Raw genomic sequence first — 17,990 nt, 5'->3', positions numbered from 1 at the left:
CCGGTTCGGCTCGTTCCCGGCCGGGGGCGGTCCATGCGGTCCCGTACCGACCGGGGTTCTTCTCCAGACTGCACGGACATCGGCCCCCCGGCGACCCCTTGGTCAGGGGCCGGCCGGACGGGCCGGGGTGTACGGGCGTCATGGGCGTACCGGGCGCAGCGTACCCTCCAGAACGCCCGCCCACTGCCGGATCACCCCGGATCGTCTGGCGCGGTCGTCGGTGAGCAGGTTGGCCAGGCCGAGACCGCGGGCGAGGTCGAGGGTGGCCTGCACGGATTCCCGGACGCCGGGGACGGTCTCGTCGGCGTCCAGGAACTCGACGGCGGCGCGGTGGGCCTCGCGGCCGACGTGGCCCTCCAGGGCGATGATCCGCTCACGCAGCGGTTCCTCGGTGGCGGCGGCGGTCCACAGGTGCAGGGCGGCCCGGAACAGCGGGCCGGTGTAGAGGCGGACGATCATGTCGACGACGGCCTCGGTGCGGGCCGGGCCGGCGGCCGGCAGCCGGTCCGCGTGGGCGCGGACGGCGGCCAGCCGCTCGGCGGTGACATGCTCGACGGCCGCCGTGAAGAGGTCCTCCCGGGTCGGGAAGTGGTGCTGGGCCGCGCCGCGCGAGACTCCGGCGCGTTCGGCGACCACGGTGACGGTGGAGCCGTGCCAGCCGAGTTCGGCGAGGCAGTCCACGGCCGCGGAGAGCAGCCGCTGCCGGGTGGCGCGGCTGCGGTCCTGCTGGGGTGTGCGGGCGTGGGGTGTGCGGGCGGCGGCGGGCCGGGCGGCCGGGCGGGTGGTCATCGGCGGTGGCGGTCCCCTCGTGGTGCGGTGCGGGCCGGGTGTGCGGTGGCGCGGCGGGCCCGGGGGTCCGTGCCCCTGCCCGCGCCGGTGGCACGGTGCTCCGGTGCGGGCGGGGTCGATCCTCGCAGACGGGCCGGTGGCCGCCGCGGCCGGTCAGCGGGCGGCCTCCCGGGCCCGCAGCTCGCGGCGGAGGATCTTGCCGGCCGCCGACTTGGGGACGGTGTCCAGGAACTCGACCACGCGCACCTTCTTGTAGGGGGCGACCCGGCCGGCCACGAAGGCGGTGACCTCCTGCTCGGTGAGCGTGCTGCCGGGGGCGCGGACCACGAAGGCCTTGGGGCACTCGGTGCCGTCGGCGTCCGGCACCCCGATCACGGCGGCGTCGGCGATCTGCGGATGGGTGAGCAGCAGGGCCTCCAGCTCGGCGGGGGCGACCTGGTAGCCCTTGTACTTGATCAGCTCCTTGACCCGGTCGACGACGTGGAGGTAGCCGCGGTCGTCCACGTAGCCGATGTCGCCGGTGTGCAGCCAGCCGTCGGCGTCGACGGTGGCGGCGGTGTCGGAGGGACGGCCGAAGTACCCCTTCATCACCTGCGGGCCGCGGATCAGCAGCTCCCCCGGCTCGCCGGGGCCGAGGTCGGCGCCGGTGCCGTCCAGCGCGGCGACCCGCAGCTCGGTGGAGGGCACCATCCGGCCGACCGATCCCGGCGAGGGGTCGCGTTCGTCGGGCGAGACGATGTGGGAGACCGGTGACAGCTCGGTCATGCCGTAGCCCTGGAGGAGGTGCGGCAGGCCGAGCCGCTTGGCGCAGGCGTCGGCGAGTTCGTTGTCCAGCGGGGCGGCCGCGCAGAGCAGGTACCGCACCGAGGAGAGGTCGAAGCGGTCGACCATCGGGTGCTTGGCGAGGGCGATCGCGATCGGCGGGGCCACGATCAGGGCCTGGACGCGCTGTTCCTCGATGGTGCGGCAGAACTGCTCCAGCTCGAAGCGGGGCAGCACGACGACGGTGGCGCCGCAGCGCAGCGGCTGGTTGAGCAGCGCGGCGAGGCCGTAGATGTGGAAGAAGGGGAGGACGGCGAGGGTCCGCTCGCCGACCGCGGGCCGGTAGAGGGCGTCGGTCTGGGCGAGGTTGGTGGCGATCGAGCGGTGGGTGAGCATCACGCCCTTGGGCAGGCCGGTGGTGCCGCTGGAGTAGGGCAGGACGGCGATGTCGGTGCCCGGGTCGATGGCGACCTCGGGTGCGGGGCCGGTGGTGGCGAGCAGGTCGGCCAGCGAGCGGTGACCCTCGGCGCCGTCCAGGACGATGATCTCGGCGAGCGGGCGGCCGTCGGCGGCCAGCATCCGCGCGGTCTGCCGGGCGACGGACAAGAAGGGCGAGACGGTGACCAGCCAGCGGGCGCCGCTGTCGCGCAGTTGGGAGGCCAGTTCGGTGGGGGTGGCGAGGGAGGAGACGGTGGTCACGGTGGCTCCGGCCCGGGTGGCACCGTAGAAGGCCATCGGGTAGCCGATCGTGTTCGGGCTGAACAGTGCCACCACGTCGCCCTTGCGGACGCCCGCGGCGGCCAGCCCGGCGGCGACCCGGCGCACGGCCTCGCCGAGCCGGGCGTGGCTGACCGTCTCCCCCGTGATGCCGTCGATCAGGGCCGGCAGTTCCCCGAAGCGGTCCGCGGCTCCCAGTACCGCGTCGTGGATGGGCAGATCGACGATTCCGACGTCCGGGAACTCACTGCGGAACACCAAGGCGTGCCTCCAGGTGGATGGTTGACGCAGGGGTGGAGGGCCGGCCGGTGGTCCGGTGCGCGGCCGGCCGGCCGGGCGCACGGCATGAAGCCTACGGAGCGTGCGCGCGCCCTACGCCATTGTGACGAACCGCGCGGGCCTCGGCACGTGACGCGCCTGCCCGGGGCCGCCGGCCGCCCCGGTTTTCGGCGGCTTCCCAGCTGCTTTCCGACGGCTTTCGGCGGCTTTCGGCGGCGGGGAGATGACGGTTGGTCAGGAGGGGGGTCCGGCGGCGCCGGGGCGGGCCCCTCCCGGCCGCGCCGCCCGGCCGTCGTCCCCGCCGTCGCTCGAAGGCGGGCCGTCAGTAGGACTTGGGCAGGCCGAGGGTGTGCTGGGCGACGTAGTTGAGCACCATCTCCCGGCTGACCGGGGCGACCCGGCCGACCCTGGTGGCGGCCAGCAGGGCGCCCAGCCCGTACTCCTGGGTGAGGCCGTTGCCGCCGAGGGTCTGCACCGCCTGGTCGACCGTCCTGGCGGCGGCCTCGCCGGCCGCGTACTTGGCCATGTTGGCGGCCTCACCTGCGGCTTCGTCCTCGCCCTCGTCGTAGAGCCGGCCGGCCTTCTGGGTCATCAGCCGGGCGAGTTCGATCTCCACCGCGCACTGGGCGAGCGGGTGGGCGAGGCCCTGGTGGGCGCCGATCGGGGTGGACCAGACGGTCCGTGTCCTGGCGTACTCGACGGCCCGGCCGAGGGCCTGACGGGCGAGGCCGAGCGAGAAGGCGGCGGTCATGATCCGCTCGGGGTTGAGGCCGGCGAAGAGCTGGAACAGCCCGGCGTCCTCGTCGCCGACCAGGGCCTCGGCGGGGAGCCGCACGTCGTCCAGGAAGACCTGGAACTGCTTTTCCGGAGCGACGAGTTCCATCGGGATCGGACGGTAATCAAACCCGGGCGTGTCGCGCGGGACGACGAACAGGGCGGGCCTGAGCCGGCCGGTCCGCGCGTCCTCGGTGCGGGCGACGAACAGGACGGCGTCGCAGTGGTCGATGCCGGAGACGAACACCTTGCGGCCGGTGAGCAGCCAGTCCTCGCCGTCGCGGCGGGCGACGGTGGAGATGCGGTGGGAGTTGGAGCCGGCGTCCGGTTCGGTGATGCCGAAGGCCATCTTCCGGGTACCGTCGGAGAGTCCGGGCAGCCACTGCCGCTTCTGCGGCTCGGTGCCGTAGCGGGCGATCACCGTGCCGCAGATCGCCGGGGAGACGATCAGCAGCAGCAACGGGCATCCGGCGGTGCCGAGTTCCTCCAGGACGATGGCCAGGTCGGTGATGCCGCCGCCCCCGCCGCCGTACTCGACGGGCAGGTTGACGCCGAGGTAGCCCGCTTTGCCGGCCTCCGCCCAGAGCTCGTCGGGGGCCTGGCCCGCGCGGGCCTTGCCGAGGTAGTACGGCGAGCCGTAGCGGCGGCCGAGGTCGGCCACCGCCCGGCGCAGCGCCTCGCGTTCGGGGGTCTCGATCAGTCGGCTGCCGGGGGTGGCGGTGCGCGGTGCGGACATGGGGTGGTCCTTCCGGGCGATGCGGCGTCGGGGAGTTGACGAACGGGGTGGGGCGCGCGGGTGGTGGGCGCGCGGGGGTGGGTGCTCGGGCGCGGGTCTCAGCGGGCCGGCCGCACGACGGCGAGCAGGGTGCCGGGTTCCACCTGCTGGCCCGGGGCGACGCGGAGCTCGGCGAGGGTGCCGTCGGCGGGGGCGGTCACCCGGTGCTCCATCTTCATCGCCTCCAGCCAGAGCAGCGGCTGGCCGGCGGTGACGGTGTCGCCGACGGTGGCGGCGGTGCGGACGACGGTGCCGGGCATCGGGGCGAGGAGGGCGCCCGGGTCGGTCCGGACGGCCGGGTCGGGGAAGCGGTCGACGGCGGTGAGCACGGTGGCGCCGGCCGGGGAGTCGACGTGGGCCAGGTCGCCGTAGCGCGCGACGCGGTAGCCGCGCCGGACGCCGCCGGTGTCGAGGACGACCCGGTCGGGGTCGGCGCGGACCAGGACGGTGCCGGGGTGCCCCTCGGCGTCGAGCCCGGTGCGGCCGAACCGGTAGCGCACCTCGTACTCGGTGCCGTCGGCGGCGGTGTAACGCCTGCTCTGCGGCTGGGAGGGCAGGTTGCGCCACCCGGAGGGCAGCGCGCGGCCGGCCCGGCCGGCGGCGGCGTCGGCCAGCGCGGCGGCGAGGACGGCCGTCGGATCGGCCCCGGGGGCGGCGGTGAGCGCCACCGTGTGTTCGGCGAGGAAGGCGGTGTGCACCCGGCCGGCCAGGAAGCCGGGGTGGCGCAGCGCCGCGCCGAGCAGGTCCCGGTTGGTGGCCGGGCCGTGGATCCGGGCACGGGTGAGCGCGTCGGCGAGGCGGCGGGCGGCGGCGGCCCGGGTGGGCGCCCAGGCGATGACCTTGGCGAGCAGCGGGTCGTAGTGGACGCCGATGCTGCTGCCGGGCTCGACGCCGGAGTCCAGGCGCAGGCCGGTGTCGCCGGGCGCGGTGGTGAACTCGGCGGTGACGCCGGGGATGTCGAGGAGGTGCAGGGTGCCGGTCCGGGGCTGCCAGTCGTGGGCCGGGTCCTCCGCGTAGAGGCGGGCCTCGATGGCGTGGCCGCGCGGGGCGGGCGGGTGCGGGGCGGGCAGCGGTTCGCCCTCGGCGACGCGCAGTTGGAGGGCGACCAGGTCGAGTCCGGTGACGCACTCGGTGACGGGGTGCTCGACCTGGAGGCGGGTGTTCATCTCCAGGAAGTGGAACCGGCCGTCGGGGGCGAGCAGGAACTCGGCGGTGCCGGCCCCGGTGTAGCCGATGGCCCGGGCGGCGGTGACGGCGGCGCCGTGCAGGGCGGCGCGCGTCGCGTCGTCGAGCCCGGGGGCCGGGGTCTCCTCGATCACCTTCTGGTGGCGCCGCTGGAGCGAGCAGTCGCGTTCGCCGACGGCCCAGACGGTGCCGTGGGCGTCGGCGAGCAGCTGGACCTCGACGTGCCGGCCGGTGGGCAGATAGCGTTCGCAGAACACCTCGTCGGAGCCGAAGCTCTTCGCCGCCTCGGCGCGGGCGGCGGCGAGCGCCGGCGCCAGCTCGTCCAGCCGGCGGACCACCCGCATCCCTCGTCCGCCGCCGCCGGCCGCAGCCTTGACCAGCAGCGGGAGGTCGGCCTCGGTGGGCACGGCGAGCGCGTCGAGGACGGGCACCCCGGCGGCGGCCATCAGGCGTTTGGCGGCGGTCTTGGAGCCCATCGCGGCGATCGCGGCCGGGGGCGGCCCGACCCAGGTGAGGCCGGCGCCGACGACGGCCCGGGCGAACTCCGCGTCCTCGGAGAGGAAGCCGTAGCCGGGGTGCACGGCGTCGGCTCCGGCCGCGAGGGCGGCCGCGACGAGCAGGTCCCCGCGCAGATAGGTGTCGGCGGGCGCGGCGCCGGGGAGGCGGACGGCGGTGTCGGCCTCGCGGGTGTGCGGGGCGTCGGCGTCCGGGTCGGCGAACACCGCGGTGGTGGCGATCCCGAGGTGGCGGCAGGTCCGCAGGACGCGGCGGGCGATCTCGCCCCGGTTGGCGACCAGCAGGTGGGTGATCAGCACGGTGGAACCCCTCACATCCGGAAGACGCCGTAGCCGCGCGCGCCTTCGACGGGCGCGTTGTGGATCGCGGAGAGGCAGAGGCCGAGCACCGTCCGGGTGTCGCGCGGGTCGATCACCCCGTCGTCGTAGAGCCGGCCGGAGAGGAAGACCGGCAGCGACTCCGCCTCGATCTGCTGCTCGACCATCGCCCGGACCGCGGCGTCCGCGTCCTCGTCGTAGGGCCGGCCCTTGGCGGCGGCCGACTGCCGGGCGACGATCGACAGCACGCCGGCGAGCTGCTGCGGGCCCATCACCGCGGACTTGGCGCTCGGCCAGGAGAACAGGAAGCGCGGCTCGTAGGCGCGGCCGCACATGCCGTAGTGGCCGGCCCCGTAGGAGGCGCCCATCAGCACGGAGAGGTGCGGCACCCGGGAGTTGGCGACGGCGTTGATCATCATCGCGCCGTGCTTGATGATGCCGCCCTGCTCGTAGTCCCTGCCGACCATGTAGCCGGTGGTGTTGTGCAGGAAGAGCAGCGGGATGTCGCGCTGGTTGGCGAGCTGGATGAACTGCGCGGCCTTCTGCGACTCCTGACTGAACAGCACGCCCTGCGCGTTGGCCAGGATGCCGACCGGGTAGCCGAACAGCCGGGCCCAGCCGGTGGCGAGGCTGGTGCCGTAGAGCGGCTTGAACTCGTCGAAGTCCGAACCGTCGACGATCCGGGCGATCACCTCGCGCGGGTCGAAGGGCACCTTGAGGTCGCCGGGGACGATGCCGAGCAGTTCGTCCTCGTCGTACGCCGGCGGCGGGGCGGACGGGTCCGGGTCGGGGCCGGGCTTGCGGTGGTTCAGCCGGGCGACGATCCGGCGGGCGAGGCGCAGCGCGTCCGGCTCGTCCACCGCGAAGTGGTCGGCGAGGCCGGAGGTGCGGGCGTGCATCTCGGCGCCGCCGAGCGACTCGTCGTCGGACTCCTCGCCGGTGGCCATCCGCACCAGCGGCGGGCCGCCGAGGAAGACCTTGGCGCGTTCCTTCACCAGCACGGTGTGGTCGGACATCCCCGGCACATAGGCACCGCCGGCCGTGGAGTTGCCGAACACGACGGCGACGGTGGGGATTCCGGCGGCGGAGAGCCGGGTGAGGTCGCGGAAGAGCGCGCCGCCGGGGATGAAGATCTCCTTCTGGCTGGGCAGGTCGGCCCCGCCGGACTCGACCAGGTTGACCAGCGGGAGGCGGTTGGTGAGGGCGATCTCGTTGGCGCGCAGGGCCTTGCGCAGGGTCCAGGGGTTGCTGGCGCCGCCGCGCACGGTCGGGTCGTTGGCGGTGATGACGCACTCGACGCCCTCGACCACGCCGACGCCGGTGACCAGTGCGGCGCCCACCGGGTGGTCGCTGCCCCAGGCGGCGAGCGGGGAGAGTTCCAGGAACGGCGCGTCCCGGTCGGTCAGCAGCTCGATCCGTTCGCGCGGCAGCAGCTTGCCGCGGGCGCGGTGCCGTTCGACGTACCGGGGGCCGCCGCCGGCCAGCGCCTTGGCGTGTTCGGCGGCGAGGTCGGCGAGTTTGCCGAGCATCGCGGCGCGGTGCCCGGTGTGCTCGGCGCCGGCCAGGTCCACGTGGGTGGGCAGGACGGTCACAGCAGCGCCTCCGGGATGTCGAGGTGGCGGGAGCGCAGCCACTCCCCCAGGGCCTTGGCCTGCGGGTCGAACCGCGCCTGTGCGGCGACGCCCTCGCCGAGCAGGCCGGTGACGGTGAAGTTGAGCGCGCGCAGGTTGGGCAGCAGATGCCGGGTGACGGGCAGGCCGGCGGTCTCGGGGAGGAGTTCGCGCAGGCGGCGAACGGTGAGGGTGTGGGCGAGCCAGCGCCAGCCGGCCTCGTCGCGGGCCCAGACGCCGACGTTGGCGTCGCCGCCCTTGTCCCCGCTGCGGGCCCCGGCCACCAGGCCGAGCGGGGCCCGCCTGGTCGGGCCGTACCAGGGGGGCGGGTCGGACGGGGTGTCGTCCGGCGGGGATTCGTCCGACGGGGATTCGTCCGGGCGGGTGACGGGCGCGGGCGGAATGGTGATCCGGCGGCCGTCGGCCAGGACGGCGGTGTGCTCGACCGCCGTCGCGGCGACCGGCACGGCCGTGAACACCCCGTACGGCGAGCCCGGCCCGGGCGGGGCGGTGAGGTGGAAGCCGGGGTAACCGGCCAGTCCCAACTCGACGGTGGCCCTGCCGAGTTCGCGGCCGACCTTGGCCGGGTCACGGTCCCGGGCGGTGAGCCGCAGCAGCGCGGAGGCGGTCTCCTCGGTGGCGGCGTCGGGATGGTCGGTGCGGGCGAGGGTCCAGCGCAGTTCGGCCGGGCGGTCCTGCGGCGGCAGGGCGTCCGCCAACTGCCGCCGCACCAGGGCGGCCTTGGCCTCGATGTCCAGCCCGGTGAGGACGAACACCACCTCGTTGCGGTGGCCGCCGAGCCGGTTCAGTCCCGCCTTGAGCGTCGGGGGCGGCGGCTCGCCGCACACCCCGTCGATCCGGACCCGGTCCGGACCGTCCTGGCGGAGCCGGACGGTGTCCAGCCGGGCGGTGACGTCCGGGCCGGGGTAGCGCGCCCCGGCCGTCTCGTAGAGGAGTTGGGCGGTGACGGTGCCGGTGGTGACGGCACCGCCGGTGCCCGGGTGCTTGGTGATGACGCTGGAGCCGTCGGCGTGCAGCTCGGCGATCGGAAAGCCGGGCCGGGTGACATCGTGCTCCCGGAAGAACGCGTAGTTGCCGCCGGTCGCCTGTGCCCCGCACTCCAGCACATGTCCGGCGACGACGGCCCCGGCGAGTGCGTCCAAGTCGCCCGGTTCCCAGCCGAAGTGGGCGATCGCCGGGCCGGAGACCAGCGCCGCGTCGGTGACCCGCCCGGTGACCACCAGCTCGGCACCGGCCTTCAGGCAGGCGGCGATACCGAACCCGCCGAGGTAGGCATTGGCGGCCAGCAGGCCCTCCGGGAGCCCGAGTTCGGCCCGGCGCGGCAGCAGGTCGTCCCCCTCGACATGGGCGACGGCGACGTCGATTCCCTGACGTTGCGCCAGTTCGCGCAGCGCGGAGGCCAGTCGGGCCGGATTGAGCCCGCCCGCGTTGACCACGATCCGGACCCCGCGCTCGCGCGCCAGGCCGAGGCACTCCTCCATCTGCCGCAGGAAGGTCCTGGCGTAGCCGAGCGACGGATCCTTCAGCCGGTCGCGGGCCAGGATGAGCATGGTCAGCTCGGCCAGATAGTCACCGGTCAGGACGTCCAGCGGCCCGCCGGTGAGCATCTCCCGGACGGCCGCGAAGCGGTCGCCGTAGAAGCCCGAGGCATTGCCGATCCGCAGTACCGCCCGCGATCGCACGAACGAGCCCCCTCTACCGGTGACTTGACGGCTGCCGTCGGGCAGCAGCGTGGCACCGGCCGGAGGAAAAAGCAATCACGCCTGCTTGTTTTCCGGCGGAACGCACCACTGCGACGGTTTTGGTTGCTGTGACCGGAACCGATAGGTGGCGGTTGGAACCGCCAACTGACGCCTCCCCGCTCTCGCTACGTTGAGTGACCTGTGCCGAAGCCCGATAACTGTCACATCGGCACGCGAACTCTCACCACGATCGTCTCCGGGGCCGGCCGAGCTGAGCCGGGACGCGATATGTGGAACCTGGCCAGGCAAATTGCAACCGAGGAGACGAAGCGGGCGCTGGTACCCGATCAGGCTGCCTTGTCGGTCCCGCGTTGTACGGCTCCTCGCGTCGGGCCGGACGGAGATCGCGAGGGACTCGCGGCCATGGGGGCGGGTGTGGAAGGTCCCCGGCATCCAGCTCGGGACTGGAATGGGATCCATGTCCCCGCCCCCCACATACAGCACACAGCCACCATCGGCTCGCAGATGGGTTGCAGAGCCAGGCCATCTGGTGCCGACAGGCGCGTCCCGTGGGCCACGAAACGCCGGCTCCCGATGTCCTTCCGGTTCCAGCTGTCGTGTCCCGGCTCACGAGCACGACAGGAGGACACGGGCTGTGACCGCAGGCACTCACCGCCCGACCGGTGCCCCCTGCGTCCGCCGACGCGACGCCGACGGCTGCGGGCCGGTTGTCCGGAGTTCGCGGCGGAGGCCGCCACCGGGATGTTCCGGTGGCGGCCTCCTGGTGGTGGGTGAGGTCAGCCGATGCGGATGAGTCCGGTCGAAATCTGTCGCCGAGCCTGGCCGGCAACCGCTGCCGTGCCATGCGCTCCGAGCCCACCATGGCCCGATGCCTGCGCCCCGGGGAGCCCGTCGGGAAACCGGTACCGGGAGCCTGCCGGTGCCGCGCGCCGCCGGTGGAAGCGACCGGCGTCAGGACGCGGCCGCGCGCGCCGCCTCCAACTCGGCCACCAGCCGCTTGACCCGCCTGTTGGTCCCGCCCGAGCCGTGGCCCGCCAGCATGTGCAGCTGGTCCGTCCCGCCGGAGGCCAGCACCAGCTCCGGGACGTCGGACGAGTAGACCGTGCCCTCCAGGACGGCCACCCGCACCTCCCGGATGTCCGCCCACACGTAGGAGCGCGCCCTGAGCAGCCCGGAGTACTTGACCCCGGCCGGCCCGTAGGAGACGCCGAACACCGGCGCGCGGAACGTCAGCACCGCACCCGGGACGCCGAGGATCAGGACCGGGATCAGGTGTTCCACCCCGCGCGCGGCCCTCTTCGTCGCCAAGCCCGTCGCCATCACCACGGCGATCAGCAGGCACACACCGCCCAGCAGGAAGTAGGTGAGCGACCAGGCCGTGCGCCTCTTCCGCTTCCGCATGTCCGTGTCCCCTTTCCGCGGCGCGCGGCACCGTCCGGGGTCCGGGGAGGCCGCCACCGCCTGTGGACCAGCATACGAACGGTGGCCGCACCACGGAGGGGCAGGGCACCGGCGCGACCCGCAACCCCCTCGTCGCCCTGCCCCGGCTGTCCGCCGCCTACGCCGTCGCGCCGGCCGTCGTCGTGACTCAGCCCCTCGCCGAGGTCGTTGGCACGGTCGCCTACGTCCCTCTCGTCCCCCGCCTCACCGCCGGGCCCGCCGGGCCCGACACCGGTCAACCGGTGACGGAAACGCCCGCCCAGCACATCGCCCGCACGACCGAGCCCGTCGACTGCCCCTACCGCAGGCTCCGGCTCACACTCTGGCACCTTCCACCCGACGAATGGCACACCATCCTGACCCAGTTGCCGCCCGTCGACGGCGACCACTCAACCGATCCCGGCCGCGACGTCCACCTCGCGGCGTCCGCCCACATCTGGACCACCATCACAGGCAGCGAATGAGGCCTCGCTCCTTGCTTCGAGCCGCCGTTGACCAAGAACCCGCCATTGATCGGCCCCGGATGGCCCCAGCATGCGGCTCTGGAGCATATCCACAACCCGGCAGGAAACCGCTTCTGGGGAACCCTGCGGAAGATCCTCGACGACTACACCCAGCAGCTGACACAAAAGGTCGACGCAACCCTCACCTGAGCGACCGTCTCACTCTCCGTAATCGATAGCCGCGAAGACCGCCAACTATCGCTTCCAGCTCGTGCAACCACCGGCACGAACCACGGACCCGCCCGCCAACTAGCACTTCCGGTCGCAGAGGTCGATCTTGCGGATGGGACAACCGGCCAGAAGCCGCCAGCTACCTGAGTTACAGCCTTACGACACGGCTCGTCAGTGGTGTGTCATAGGGTCCTTGGCAGTTCCTGTTCAAGATCAGCGACGGTGGTGAGGCCGAGGACGATCCGTACTTCCTCAACTTCGGCTACGGATACGGCTTCGCCTTCGTCAGCCCCGATCACCGCGAAGGTCGCTTCTTCTGGGAGTGTTCATAAAGTGACAGCTCAGACCCCATCGCAATGACCTTGGAACAGTTCATGTCCTCGTTGGACGAGTTGCAAGCCCTCCTGGGCGCCCCCACCCAGGAGGTATCCGACACCGACATCTGGGGGGGACGTTGAACAGCACGTAGGCTCCGCTCTGCCCAGCGACTTCAAGACCTTCCTGGATGCCTACGGCAGCGGGGTCGTCTCCGGCGAACCCGTGGTCTTCCACCCGCGCGGATCGAGCCCGCTTCTGGAGCGCATGACCAAGACTCATCAGACGTTCTCCGAACGTCGACGCAGGGCCCTGGGCCGCGGCGACTCCCAGCGCTTCCCCTACGGCTTCCATCCCGAGCCAGGCGGGCTGATCTCTTGGGGGGACGACCACGGCGGCGACGAGCACTTCTTCCTGCCTTGCGACTCGGACCCAGACCGCTGGAAGATCGTCACCATGGTCCACGAGGAGGGCTGCGAGACCTTCGACGGCTCGTTCTCGAGCTTCGCCCTCACCTTCGTGAAGCGGCTCTTCGAGGTGGACCCGTACCACGGCGTCGATCCAGAAGCGCTGGAGTTCCTCGAGCCGGAGGACCTGGAGGGGCTTGCCGCCGAGGACGGGATCGGGCCCGTTCAGCCAAGCTTCGAACCGTTCTGAGCTGGGCCACCTCGGGCACATAGCCGGGCAGCGCTGAGCGCGACGCCGCGTGAGTGCTCCTGGACCCAGCGGATCCCCTCGCGCCGTACCTCGGCCGTCAGCCTGCTCGACAGGGCGTTGGTGACGAAGGGGCCCATGCCGTAGCCGAACGCCACGTCGTGGCGGCCACCGGGCTTCGCCCCGGCGTGCATGCGGGTCAGCAGGGTTACGAGGCCGGGGTCGCCGACGTCCCGGGCGTCCTCGATGGGGACGCCCGGCCCGTCGTCGGTGACACGCACACCGCCGTCGGGTGTGAGAGTGATGTCGACGCAGCCGGCGCGGCCGGCCAGGACCTCGTTCACCGCCCGGTCGGCGACCTCGAACACCAGATGCCACAGGCCGCGTTCACCGGTCGAGCCGACGTACATTCCGGGCCGCTTCCGAACGGCTTCCGTCCCCTCCGGCACCTGGATGTGGCTGGCGTCGTACCTGATGGCTTCGTCACTCACGATATCCCCTCCGACGGTGTCCGGCAGAACTCCCCCAGCCTAGGCGAATCCCAGGAAAACACCAGGTCAGGACATGTTTGCCGAAGGCGTGGGCGGGTGCGTGAGCGCCTGTCCGGAGTCGGTCGGCCCCGAGGTCGCGCACGGCCGCCGGATCGCGGCCGCGGGCCCGGCGAAGCCGCGTACGACACCGTTCCCGGCGGCCCCGAGGTCCCCGATTTCGTCAGTTCGCGCGTCCGCCCGAGGTGCCACGTCCACCGGCTTCACCGCCGAACCACCGCGACTTCGTGCCGGCCGGCCGCGTCACACGCCGGCGGCTCACACCGCGGGGGCTCCCGTCTCCTTCAGTGTCCCGTCGGCCAGCCGCAGCCAGCGGTTGACCCCGATCTCGGCGAGGAACCGCTCGTCGTGACTGACCACCAGGAAGGCGCCCCGGTAGGAGTTCAGGGCACTCTCCAGCTGGCCCGCGCCGACCAGGTCGAGGTTGTTGGTCGGCTCGTCGAGCAGCAGCAGGTGCGGGGCCGGCTCCGCGCACAGCACGCAGGCCAGGGTGGCGCGCAGCCGTTCGCCGCCGGAGAGCACCCCGACCGGCAGGTGGGCCCGGGCGCCGCGGAAGAGGAAGCGGGCGAGCAGGTTCATCCGCTCCGCCTCGGGCCGCTCGGGGGCGAACGCGGCGAAGTTCTCCGCCACGGTGCGGTCGAGGTCCAGCAGGTCCAGGCGCTGCGAGAGGTGGGCGATCCGGCCGTCGTTGCGCTTGATCTCCCCGCCGTCCGGGGTGAGGTCGCCGGTGACCAGACGCAGCAGGGTGCTCTTCCCGGCGCCGTTGGGCCCGGTCAGCGCGATGCGCTCGGGCCCGCGGATGCTCAGGTCGACGCCGCCGTCGGCGAACACGGGTCGGCCGGCGTGGCGGACCTGCAGGCCCTCGCCGAGGAAGAGGTTGCGCCCGGCGGGCACCTGGGTGTCGGGCAGGTCCAGGGCGAGGCGCTGCTCCTCGCGCAGGGCACGCCCGGCCTCGTCGAGCCGGGCCCTGGCGTCGCCGACCCGGGTGGCGTGCATCTGGCCGGCCCGGCCCGCGGACTCCTGCGCGCCGCGCTTCATGGTGCCGGCGAAGATGCGGGGCAGGCCGGCGTTCTTGAGGTTGCGGGCGGCGTTGCTCGCGCGGCGCTCGGCGCGTTCGCGGGCCTGCTGCATCTCCCGCTTCTCCCGCCTCAGTTCCTGCTCGGCGTTGCGGACGTTCTTCTCGGCGACCTCCTGTTCGGCCCGCACCGCCTCCTCGTACATGGTGAAGTTTCCTCCGTGGAAGCGCAGTTCGCCGTTGCCGAGTTCGGCGATGTGGTGCATGCGGTCGAGCAGCGCGCGGTCGTGGCTGACCAGCAGCAGGCAGCCGTTGAAGTCCGCCAGCGCGTCGTAGAGCTTGTGCCGGGCCTCCGCGTCGAGGTTGTTGGTCGGCTCGTCGAGCAGCAACACGTCCGGGCGCTTGAGCAGTTGGGCGGCGAGGCCGAGGGAGACGATCTGGCCGCCGCTGAGCGTGCTCAGGCTGCGGTCCAGGGCGAGGCCGGCCAGGCCGAGACGGTCGAGCTGGGCCCGGGTGCGCTCCTCGATGTCCCAGTCGTCGCCGATGGTGGTGAAGTGCCGCTCGTCGACGTCCCCCGACTCCACGGCGTCGATGGCCCGGACGATCCCGGCGATGTCGAGCACCTCGGCGACGGTGAGGTCCGTGGTCAGGGGGAGGCTCTGGCGGAGGTGACCGAGCCTGCCGGTGACCGCCAACGAGCCGCTGGCGGGCTTGAGTTCGCCGGCGATCAGCTTGAGCAGGGTGCTCTTGCCGGAGCCGTTGGGGGCGACCAGCCCGGTCCGGCCGACGGGCACGGTGAAGGACAGGTCGCGGAAGACCGGGGTGTCGTCGGGCCAGGCGAAGGAGACGTTCGAGCAGACGACGGCAGCGTCGGACATGGAAGTGACCTCGAAGGGACTGAGGGCAGGCGTGAACTTCTGCCCCGGGCAGACATGGGAAAGGGGTACGACGAAACGGACCACCTCGGCGGCGCTCCTGAAGCACCGGCGGTGGCCGTCAGATCCGGATCTCACCCGGAGATGTCGTCGTCACCCGCCACGTCTGCCACTCCTCGATCACACGACTGCAGGTCACGTCCAGCGTAGCAGGCACAGCGTGCCGTCGGGAGGTCGGACGGGCAGGCGCATGACGGGACGTCGATCGACAACTGCCCGCTCCGCGCAACCTCTTCGGGTCCTCGTTGACAGTCCGGGGAGCGCACGGACCACGGCGGGAAGTCGAAGCGGAGGGGCGTGGGCACGCTCGTTCGGGCGGATGGCCGGTATGGCCGGTCGCCCGGGAGGTGGTCGGCCACCGGGGAAATGCGTTTCAGATACATCTCTGTATTGAGATACGGTTCTGTATCTGACAGGCCGTAAGAGGAGGCGCCCACCATGTCCAAACGACTCACCCGGCAGGAGAGCCGGGAACTCACCCGCGAGCAGCTCCTGCGTGCCGCAACCGCATTGTTCGCCGAGGTCGGGGTCAGCGGGACGTCGGTCGAGCAGATCGTCGAGCGCGCCGGCTACACCCGCGGCGCGTTCTACGGCAACTTCGAGGGCAAGCACGAACTCGTCCTGGCCCTGCTCGAACAGCGGACCCAGCACGAGCTGGAGGAGGTCCAGGCCATGACCCTCCGGGCCGACTCCTTCGACGAGACGATCGAGCACCTGCGGGCCTGGCACCGCGAGCGCGACCGGAACCTCGCCGGCTGGCTCGCCCTGCGCACCGAGCTCTGGCTCTACGGCCTGCGCGACCCGGAGCTGCTGCCGGTGCTGGCGGACCGGGAGCGGCGCTCCCGCGCGGCGTTCGCCCAGGCGCTGGAGCAGGGCTTCGCGGCCCGCTCGGTGACGCCGCCCGCGCCGGTCGAACTCCTGGCCCTCATCCTGCACTCCCTGGACGACGGACTGTCCATCCAGCGCGTGCTCTCCCCCGCCGACACCGGTACCGACACGGTCGTCGACGTGGTGGACCTCCTGATGCGGTCGTGGACCTCCCTCGCCCGGAACGCCGCGACCGCCGCCCCGGACTCCACCCCGGACTCCACCCCGGCACCGTGACCGGGGCGCCCGACGCACCCGTCCGAGGTCCGGCCGCACCCGGCCGCCTCCCGACCGACCAGGAAACCGGAGAAGACCCATGAGCGAGGCAGGGCAAGCGGAGCGCCCGGTCCAGACCGGCCGACCCGTCTCACCCGACGCTCCCGCGCCCGACCCCAGGCGGTGGCTCGCGCTCACCGTCCTGCTGGTCGCGACCTTCATGGACCTGCTCGACGTCAACATCGTCACCGTGGCGATCCCGAGCATCCAGCAGGACCTCGGCGCCTCCGCCGTGGCCCTCCAGGCGATGACCGCCGGCTACACGCTGAGCTTCGCCGTCATCCTGATCACCGGCGGGCGGCTCGGTGACATCTTCGGCCGGAAGCGGATGTTCCTGACCGGCGTCGCCGGGTTCATCGCGGCGTCCGCGCTGTGCACGGTCGCCCAGAACTCGGAGATGCTCGTCGGCTCCCGGATCCTGCAGGGGTTCGCCGCCGCGATCATGGTGCCGCAGGTGCTGGCGATCATCCACGTCACCTTCGCGCCCCAGGAGATCGGCCGGGTCGTCAGCCTCTACGCCGGCATGATCGGCCTGGCCATCGTCGCCGGCCCGATCCTGGGCGGTGTCCTGGTCGACTGGAGCCCGCTGGGCCTCGGCTGGCGGAGCATCTTCGTGGTCAACCTCCCGGTCGGCCTGGCCGCGCTGGCCGGCGCCTGGGCGTGGATGCGCGAATCGAAGTCACCGCACGCGATGCGGCTGGATCCCGTCGGCATGGTGCTGGCGATCATCGGGCTGCTGCTGCTGATGCTGCCGCTCATGCTCGGGCGCGAGCTCGACTGGCCCGTGTGGAGCGTCGTCTCGCTCGTCGCCGCCGTTCCGGTCATCGTGCTGTTCGTCTGCTACGAGCGCCACAAGACCCGCAAGGACGGCTCGCCGCTGGTCATCCTCTCGCTGTTCAAGGTCCGCGCGTTCGGCGCCGGCATCGGCACCCAACTGCTCTTCAGCTGCGTACCGGCGGGGTTCTTCCTCAGCTGGACGCTGTATCTGCAGGGCGGCCTCGGCTGGTCCGCGCTGCACACCGGCCTGACCGCGATCCCGTTCTCGCTCGGCGTCCCGATCGTCGGCACCATCGCCGTGCGCACGCTGTTCCCCCGGTACGGGCGGTACTGCCTGATGGCCGGCTCGCTGATGATGACGGCCGGCGTCGCCTCGTACGCCTGGGTGGCGCAGCATCTGGGCACGGGCATCACCTCCTGGAACGCCGCGCCGTCCATGCTGCTGCTCGGCTCGGGCATGGGCCTGCTGATGGCCCCGCTCACCGGCCTGATCCTCCGTGAGGTCAAGCCGCAGGAGGCGGGCGCCGCGTCCGGCATCATCAACGCCACCGGCCAGCTCGGCGCCGCGCTGGGTGTCGCCGTCATCGGCGGGATCTTCTTCTCCGCCCTGGCGGGCAACGTCGGGGCGCAGGCCGACCGCGTCGTGCCGACCGTCCAGGCGGTCTCCGTCCAGCAGGCCGACGGCATCCGGGCCTGCGCGACCGACTCGCTCGGCCAGGACGACCTCACGGCGGTTCCGGCCAGTTGCACCGCGCTCGCCGCGACCAGCGACCGGGGCAGCCAGGACGCGATCGGCGGCGCGCTCGACGAGATCCGTGCCAGGACCTTCGTCGCCACCTACAGCGAGGCGCTGTACTGGGCGGCCGGCGGTCTGGCCGTGGTCACCTGTCTGCTGTTCCTGCTGCCGCACCGGCCCCACCGACCGGCCGAGGCGTGATCCACGGCAGCCCGACTGCCGCCACCGCCCCAACTTCCGCCCGGCAGCGCCCGATTGGTTCACGCCACCGGCGACCGCCGTGGCGCCGGGTGCCGCTCGAATCC

At 72.8% G+C, this 17,990-nt stretch carries 14 protein-coding genes; 5 read left to right on the top strand and 9 right to left on the bottom strand.

What is annotated here, in order from left to right:
* Positions 1–138 precede the first annotated feature (138 nt).
* The 7 genes from ACIP82_RS21835 to ACIP82_RS21805 form a co-directional block, all read right to left on the bottom strand.
* Positions 139–789 (bottom strand): TetR/AcrR family transcriptional regulator, encoded by a 651-nt coding sequence (locus ACIP82_RS21835; RefSeq protein ID WP_363609835.1) that lies wholly within the window; start codon positions 787–789, stop codon positions 139–141.
* Positions 790–942: 153 nt separating this feature from the next.
* Entirely contained in the window at positions 943–2,526 is a 1,584-nt protein-coding gene (locus tag ACIP82_RS21830; RefSeq protein WP_400655524.1) for a 4-coumarate--CoA ligase family protein, read from the bottom strand.
* A 343-nt stretch (positions 2,527–2,869) separates the two neighbouring features.
* Complete coding sequence (locus ACIP82_RS21825) at positions 2,870–4,057, bottom strand: acyl-CoA dehydrogenase family protein (protein ID WP_400655311.1); 1,188 nt, start codon at positions 4,055–4,057, stop codon at positions 2,870–2,872.
* Between the two features lie 98 nt (positions 4,058–4,155).
* Positions 4,156–6,093, bottom strand: coding sequence for a biotin carboxylase N-terminal domain-containing protein (locus tag ACIP82_RS21820; protein WP_400655521.1), 1,938 nt, complete (start codon positions 6,091–6,093; stop codon positions 4,156–4,158).
* A 14-nt stretch (positions 6,094–6,107) separates the two neighbouring features.
* Positions 6,108–7,706, bottom strand: coding sequence for an acyl-CoA carboxylase subunit beta (locus ACIP82_RS21815; RefSeq protein ID WP_400655309.1), 1,599 nt, complete (start codon positions 7,704–7,706; stop codon positions 6,108–6,110).
* A complete protein-coding gene (locus ACIP82_RS21810; protein ID WP_400655519.1) occupies positions 7,703–9,352 on the bottom strand; it encodes an acyclic terpene utilization AtuA family protein in 1,650 nt (549 codons plus the stop codon). The genes ACIP82_RS21815 and ACIP82_RS21810 overlap by 4 nt, the downstream gene beginning before the upstream one ends.
* 1,047 nt (positions 9,353–10,399) lie before the next feature.
* Positions 10,400–10,849, bottom strand: a complete 450-nt coding sequence (locus ACIP82_RS21805; protein WP_400655307.1) for a hypothetical protein — start codon at positions 10,847–10,849, stop codon at positions 10,400–10,402.
* Positions 10,850–10,911: 62 nt separating this feature from the next.
* On the opposite strand from ACIP82_RS21805, the gene ACIP82_RS21800 reads away from it, so the two are divergent.
* From ACIP82_RS21800 to ACIP82_RS21790, 3 genes are all read left to right on the top strand, one after another.
* Complete coding sequence (locus ACIP82_RS21800) at positions 10,912–11,352, top strand: hypothetical protein (RefSeq protein WP_400655304.1); 441 nt, start codon at positions 10,912–10,914, stop codon at positions 11,350–11,352.
* A gap of 27 nt (positions 11,353–11,379) precedes the next feature.
* Complete coding sequence (locus ACIP82_RS21795) at positions 11,380–11,541, top strand: hypothetical protein (RefSeq protein WP_400655302.1); 162 nt, start codon at positions 11,380–11,382, stop codon at positions 11,539–11,541.
* A 498-nt stretch (positions 11,542–12,039) separates the two neighbouring features.
* The gene (locus ACIP82_RS21790; protein ID WP_400655517.1) at positions 12,040–12,534 is read left to right on the top strand and encodes a hypothetical protein; all 495 of its coding nucleotides are present in this window, start codon (positions 12,040–12,042) and stop codon (positions 12,532–12,534) included.
* Here the strand turns inward: ACIP82_RS21790 and ACIP82_RS21785 are convergent.
* Both ACIP82_RS21785 and ACIP82_RS21780 read right to left on the bottom strand, forming a co-directional pair.
* The gene (locus ACIP82_RS21785) at positions 12,510–13,022 is read right to left on the bottom strand and encodes an ATP-binding protein (RefSeq protein WP_400655299.1); all 513 of its coding nucleotides are present in this window, start codon (positions 13,020–13,022) and stop codon (positions 12,510–12,512) included. The genes ACIP82_RS21790 and ACIP82_RS21785 overlap by 25 nt on opposite strands.
* A 315-nt stretch (positions 13,023–13,337) precedes the next feature.
* Positions 13,338–14,972: an ABC-F family ATP-binding cassette domain-containing protein gene (locus ACIP82_RS21780; protein ID WP_363611562.1), complete on the bottom strand. Its 1,635-nt coding sequence runs from the start codon at positions 14,970–14,972 to the stop codon at positions 13,338–13,340.
* Positions 14,973–15,467: 495 nt separating this feature from the next.
* On the opposite strand from ACIP82_RS21780, the gene ACIP82_RS21775 reads away from it, so the two are divergent.
* Positions 15,468–16,133, top strand: a complete 666-nt coding sequence (locus tag ACIP82_RS21775) for a TetR/AcrR family transcriptional regulator (RefSeq protein ID WP_400655296.1) — start codon at positions 15,468–15,470, stop codon at positions 16,131–16,133.
* Positions 16,134–16,212: 79 nt separating this feature from the next.
* A complete protein-coding gene (locus tag ACIP82_RS21770) occupies positions 16,213–17,886 on the top strand; it encodes an MFS transporter (RefSeq protein ID WP_400655294.1) in 1,674 nt (557 codons plus the stop codon).
* Positions 17,887–17,990 lie beyond the last annotated feature (104 nt).

This window comes from Kitasatospora sp. NPDC088548 (genome assembly GCF_044753005.1).
In the GTDB taxonomy this organism is placed as follows: Bacteria; Actinomycetota; Actinomycetes; order Streptomycetales; family Streptomycetaceae; genus Kitasatospora.
The sequence above is the reverse complement of the archived record's forward strand: the minus strand, read 5'-3'. Positions and strand labels throughout refer to the sequence as shown.